This window comes from Elusimicrobiaceae bacterium (assembly GCA_017520185.1).
GTDB lineage: Bacteria > Elusimicrobiota > Elusimicrobia > Elusimicrobiales > Elusimicrobiaceae > Avelusimicrobium.
This window is the reverse complement of record JAFXGO010000027.1, coordinates 1-5,261: the sequence shown is the minus strand read 5'-3', so window position 1 is coordinate 5,261 and position 5,261 is coordinate 1. Positions and strand designations below refer to the sequence as shown.

Genomic DNA, 5,261 nt, shown 5'->3' with positions numbered 1-5,261 from the left:
TGATTTCGGCTTTGGAGTTTGATTTTTTTACAACCTGGACAAAGTTATAAATTGCATCATAAAACCGACGTATCGGACTATCAGGGCCTTTTAAGGCAGTAATTTCATTGTCATATTCCGCCTTGTTTTGCAAAGTGGTTTGCATTGAAGCTTCGGCCATTTTTATTTGTTCGGCGCAGGAAGCAACAATTTTGTTTGCTTCCTGATGCGCTTCGAAGGCACGAGCTTCTTCGTGCTCGGCCATCATTTGAAGTGCTGCAGTTTCTTTTTCAAGTTGGGTTATTTCATCACCTTTACCCGCACACCATTCGCGCACGTCAACGTGCTTACGGCCTTTTGAATTGCCTTCGATAATTTCAAAACCGTATTCTTGGCCGATTTCTTCCAAAATGGCATTTTGCGCTGTTGTCCATTTAGAAATTGATAATTCTTTTTCACGTCCTGGGCTACGTTCGAAACCCAAATTTTCTAACGCTTTGGTTAAGCTGCAGCGTTTTTTCATTCCGTTTTTATATCCTGTTGCAACAGGGATAAAACGAATGTGTAAGTGTGGGGTGGCTTCGTCCATGTGAATCGACGCGCCGGTGATGAAAAGGTTTGGATTTGCCTTCTTAAATTCTTCAAAGAATTTTAAAAGTGCTTCACGGCTCACGTTGGCATACGGGCCAAGAACACGTTTTCCGGCATCATCAAGAACGGATGCAGGGTTTGTGTCCCGATTCCCGTATTGAAATACGTATTCATACTCGGGGTGTGGTGCGTTCATTATTTGACGTTTCTTGCCGTTTTCATCTACTTCGTATTGACCGTCAACGATTTCTTGATAATAATCGTGCTTTTTGCGGTCAGCTCGCTTTTGTCTGGAATTGTATTCCTGGATGGCATCGTCAAAGGCTTCGTGAAAAGCTTCTTTTACAGGTTGATATATCAGATGGATGTTTTCCGGCATCATTTCTTCATAGACGTTTTTGGGGACAAATTTTCTTGCCGTGTGCTTGGCAGCGCAACGTCCGTGTGATACGCTGCAGGTTTGCTTATTTCCCATATTATTTGTTCCTTTCAATTTCGTTTTTTCCATCTTTTCCAAAGATGGCACAAATCCAACTTTGACAAAAACTCCGTTTTCGTCAAAGTTAGTTTGTCCCCCACCCCTTCGAGTTGGGGGCTCCGGCGCCGTTCGGCTTGGCTCCTGCGGAGAGCTCAAGGGCGTTGCCCTTCGATTTTGGAACGTCAGCTCTGCAGACGTTTCTAAATCTCACCCACCGGTTCGCCACCGGGGGCATCTGCCGATGGCCGTTCGCCACGTGGCACCCTGTCGGGTAAATGCCAATCCCAACAAAAAAAGTCACCCTACAATTTTGTAGAGTGACTTCGTTTTTGTTGAAATCGGGGACAATTTTTAAGCACGTGCCTGTCGCACGCTCATTCGTATCATACTCTGGCGTTATATAGCTTGGCGGCTCGGCAATTCGCCGGCTTCTTCGATTTCGCCTATGAAGGTCGGCCGCCTTATATATTATGGCTCATCTGGTATAAAATTTCAAGCAAAATTTTACATTCGGTATAAAAATTGTGCGAAGATGTTTCTATAAGTATCGAGATATGGCACAAAGCACAAAGCACCCCTTGGGGATGTCGTAGTACCCCAAGGGGCAAGATAAGTGTCCAATTAACTTCATTGATAATATAACGGTTAACCTACATTTGCGCAAAATCGGCTTTTGTAGGTTAACTGTTATATCGCAAAAGGAAAATCTTGACAAGTGCCCCATCGGGTGCTATTATTATATCATAAAAGGTAAAAATACTCATTGATACATTACGCCCCTTTATAAATATGGGGTGATTCTTGAGCTTGAAATATATAGCTATATTATATCCGATATTCAAAAAAATATCCCTGTGGGAAAAGCGTTTTTCGGTGTACACTGGCAAAGACGTGGGGGCAGGAATGTCAGTTCCTGTTCCCGCGGCAAAGCCAAGGGTTACCGAAAATTAAAGAAGTCAAGAGAACCGTGGAATAAATGCGGTAGCTTTTATGCCGCGAAAGTCTCTTGATTTCTTTAAAGCGTAAGGATGACTTCGGATAGAATGTCAAAATTCTGTTCCTAAGGCCGCCCGCCGCGCAGGCGCCTGCGGAGCAATAAACGTGGTGATTTTATGGCAAAACAATTAAAAGATGAATCTTTGGAGTACATCCAAGAACAATTTGAAGGTAAAAATGGTGTACTTCAGGCGTTTGGGGAACAGGTTGACCCTTATACGTTTTATGAAGACCTTTTTGGTGACTTAGAGCTTGAAGTTCCGGTCGTTATAATTGATGAAGATGAGACCGGCAAAAAAATTCAATCTATGACGGTTGAAAGCGCCATAGATTTTGGTCGTTGTCGTAATGACGTTCTTTTGGGAAGTTGCACGTACTTTAATAACTGGATAAGTAAAAAGTCGGCCAAGGAACTTTACGGCTTTATAATTGATTTTGATAATGCATATAGTGGTGTGGTTCAAAACGCTCTGATGAACGATTGGAAGGGTCCGAATGGTGAAGATTTTGCAAAGCCAACGTACATTGTCAATTCCGGTACGGGCTTACATCTTTACTTTGTGCTTGATGAGCCCTTAAGCGTATATCATTCTATTTTAGAAAACGTTGACCAGGTTTACCGAGCGTTAGCTATTCAACAGAGCAGACGTAATTATATTAAAAGAGAAGTGCAGTGGTTTGGCCAAGATTTTCGCATGGCCGGTGCTCTGAACAAATACGATTGGGAAAATTCTGTTTTTAGGATAGGCGACAAATGGAACATTAACGACTTGGCAAAAAACCTTGAGATTGATTGCAGCTTTGAACGTGGGGCGAATATAAAGCTGCATCAAAAGAAAAGGAAAAGGAGAATTGCACGAAATGGCTGGAGCACTAACCGTGCTTTTTACGATTGTGCTTTGCGAAACTGCAGAGAAAAAACTAAAGAAGGTAACCGGTATATGTCTATGTGTGCCCTTTCGGTTATTGCCTTTAAGTGTTCCAAATACAATCACAAAAATCTTAACCCGGTTACACGAGAGGAATTAGAAAGAGATTTACTTTCACTTCTTCCTGGCTACAATAAAGATGCCAACCGTATGATTAAAGAAAAAGAAATATATTCGGCAATGAAAATGTTTAATAACCGGGCAATGCTTACACCAAAGGCACGATTGGAAGATTGGCAGGGTTGGAAATACACGCCAATTAAAAGGAATGGAAGAAAACGTGCTGACCACATTGTAGTTATGAACACAATGAAATCGTTAAAAAAACAATTGGGTGAAGACGTTAAAGACGGCAGACCGTCAGCAAAAGAAAAGGTGCAACAGTTCCGAGCCGAGCATACCGAAGCAACAAAAGCCGAGTGCATCAGAGTAACTGGCTTAAGCAAGCCAACGGTTTACAAGTGGTGGAATTATGAAAATTGATAATGTGATTATTTGTTGTGCTTCAGAGTGGGACGGCTTACCCATTAAAAGCAAGCTTCCTGATGCGCTTAAGGCACGATTAAAAACCGAAGAGCAATGGTTTGATGACGGGTACGTACTTAAAGAAAATGCGGTGTCATATGAGATGCATCCAGCCGTATTGTCCAAAAAAACGTGCGCCTATTATCTTGATATAGACGTAGAACTAATGAAATAATTGATTTTTTTGAAAATTCTGATATAATGAACTTGTTTTGAACTGTTCAAAACGGTTGAAAGTGGGTGTTTTTATGATAACGATAAAAGATTTTGCTGCACAACAAGGTTGTAGTGAAACTATTGTATATCGGCATATCCGAAATCACAAGGAAGCATTGGGAGACCGTGTTCAGAAAACACACGGTAAGACCTGGCTCACCGATGAAGGTGCAGAGTATATCCGCAGTCTTATGACACAAGCACCGATTGTTGTGTCCGAAACTTCGGACCTTGTAAAATACCTTGAGGAAGAAAATAAACAATTGCTGCAGGCATTAAATGCGGCCAAAGACAAGATTATTGAACTGACTGAGCAGAATGGACAGCTTGCTATCGAAGCAAAAAATACCGAGTTGCTGGAAGCAGACAACGCGGCGAAAGAGAAAGAAAAAGAAATTTTAGAAGGCTTTATAAAGGATGCTAAAGCCGAAATCGAAGCTCAGAAGGCCGAAAATGCCGTTTTAAGCGCCGATAACAAAGAATTAGGGCGGAAGGTAGCCGAAGCCGAGAAAACGGTGCAGAAGGCTTCTGACGAGCTTGAGAACGAACGTACAAGGCCGATAACGTTTAAAGAATTTTGGCAACGTCGTAAAAATCGCAAAGTGTGACCTTCTTCGACATCCTTAAGCGGTATAATGTGATTTAGAAAGAAGGTTACACGGTATGAAAGAAATGAAATTTAGAAACCAATTATTTGTTTTACGCAAATGCAAATGTATGCTTCAGCGCGACGTGGCCGCCCAAATGGGCATGAGCCAACGTATGCTATCTGCGTATGAACGGTGCGAACGTCCCATTCCGAGCGACAAGCTTATCGCCTTTGCCGAGTTTTACGGCTGCAGCATCGAACGCATTCTTGATTTGGATGCGCCAGAGCCGGTCAATGAAACGTACACGTTGGAGTGGCAACCGTTACCGGCTCCACCCGACCGTTACGTGTTGGTAAGGTTTAAAGACCTGGATAATCCGGAATTGTGGTGCAGTGAGTTGGCGTTCTCGATAGACGGTTTACGCTTCCTGGGTGATAATGATATCCCGTTTTATACCGACGTCGTGAATTGGGCTTACGTGCCGTATGATGAGGAGTGAAAAAATGGGCTACTACGTCAAACCGTTTTTTCGGTTTTGGGATAAGGTCTTCACCAAAACTTTCCATTGGCTGAGAAAGAACGTTTTTAGACGGGAAAGGAATTAAATTTCCTTCCCGTCTTTAATTTTGCCTTCTGAAACAGAGTTTTGTTCGGAACGTGCCGTTGCATCGGCGAGAAGCTGATTGACGTCGGCCACAAGTTCCGGGGTCTTACGTTCCTTCTTCGGAAGGTTATGAACGTTCTCAAAACCTGCAGCGTTCTGAATTCTGTTATATACCTTCGGAAACGGTTCTAACAGTTTCCACGCTGCATCGATGATTTCGGCTTTGGAGTTTGATTTTTTTACAACCTGGACAAAGTTATAAATTGCATCATAAAACCGACGTATCGGACTATCAGGGCCTTTTAAGGCAGTAATTTCATTGTCATATTCCGCCTTGTTTTGCAAAGTGGTTT

Annotated in this window: 6 protein-coding genes; 4 read left to right on the top strand and 2 right to left on the bottom strand. The window is 42.5% G+C overall.

Annotation, left to right across the window (positions count from 1 at the left end; translation table 11 throughout):
- Window positions 1-1,078: plasmid recombination protein (locus tag IKL48_03990; protein MBR3603825.1), on the bottom strand; the 1,078-nt coding region annotated here is incomplete at its 3' end.
- Between the two features lie 1,082 nt (window positions 1,079-2,160).
- Here IKL48_03990 and IKL48_03985 point away from each other — a divergent pair.
- The 4 genes from IKL48_03985 (at window position 2,161) to IKL48_03970 (ending at window position 4,803) form a co-directional block, all read left to right on the top strand.
- The gene (locus IKL48_03985; protein ID MBR3603824.1) at window positions 2,161-3,456 is read left to right on the top strand and encodes a hypothetical protein; all 1,296 of its coding nucleotides are present in this window, start codon (window positions 2,161-2,163) and stop codon (window positions 3,454-3,456) included.
- A complete protein-coding gene (locus tag IKL48_03980; protein ID MBR3603823.1) occupies window positions 3,446-3,673 on the top strand; it encodes a hypothetical protein in 228 nt (75 codons plus the stop codon). Before IKL48_03985 ends, IKL48_03980 begins: the two co-directional genes overlap by 11 nt.
- 73 nt (window positions 3,674-3,746) lie before the next feature.
- Window positions 3,747-4,322: a hypothetical protein gene (locus tag IKL48_03975; protein ID MBR3603822.1), complete on the top strand. Its 576-nt coding sequence runs from the start codon at window positions 3,747-3,749 to the stop codon at window positions 4,320-4,322.
- Window positions 4,323-4,377: 55 nt separating this feature from the next.
- A complete protein-coding gene (locus IKL48_03970) occupies window positions 4,378-4,803 on the top strand; it encodes a helix-turn-helix transcriptional regulator (GenBank protein MBR3603821.1) in 426 nt (141 codons plus the stop codon).
- Between the two features lie 102 nt (window positions 4,804-4,905).
- On the opposite strand, the gene IKL48_03965 is transcribed toward IKL48_03970, so the two are convergent.
- Window positions 4,906-5,261 (bottom strand): hypothetical protein (locus IKL48_03965; protein ID MBR3603820.1); only part of this gene is annotated, 356 nt, incomplete at its 5' end.

Bases quoted from the DNA above. Each gene is read 5' to 3' on its own strand.
- IKL48_03980 (MBR3603823.1), top strand. From the start codon at position 3,446: ATGAAAATTGATAATGTGATTATTTGTTGTGCTTCAGAGTGGGACGGC.
- IKL48_03970 (MBR3603821.1), top strand. From the start codon at position 4,378: ATGAAAGAAATGAAATTTAGAAACCAATTATTTGTTTTACGCAAATGC.
- IKL48_03975 (MBR3603822.1), top strand. From the start codon at position 3,747: ATGATAACGATAAAAGATTTTGCTGCACAACAAGGTTGTAGTGAAACT.
- IKL48_03985 (MBR3603824.1), top strand. From the start codon at position 2,161: ATGGCAAAACAATTAAAAGATGAATCTTTGGAGTACATCCAAGAACAA.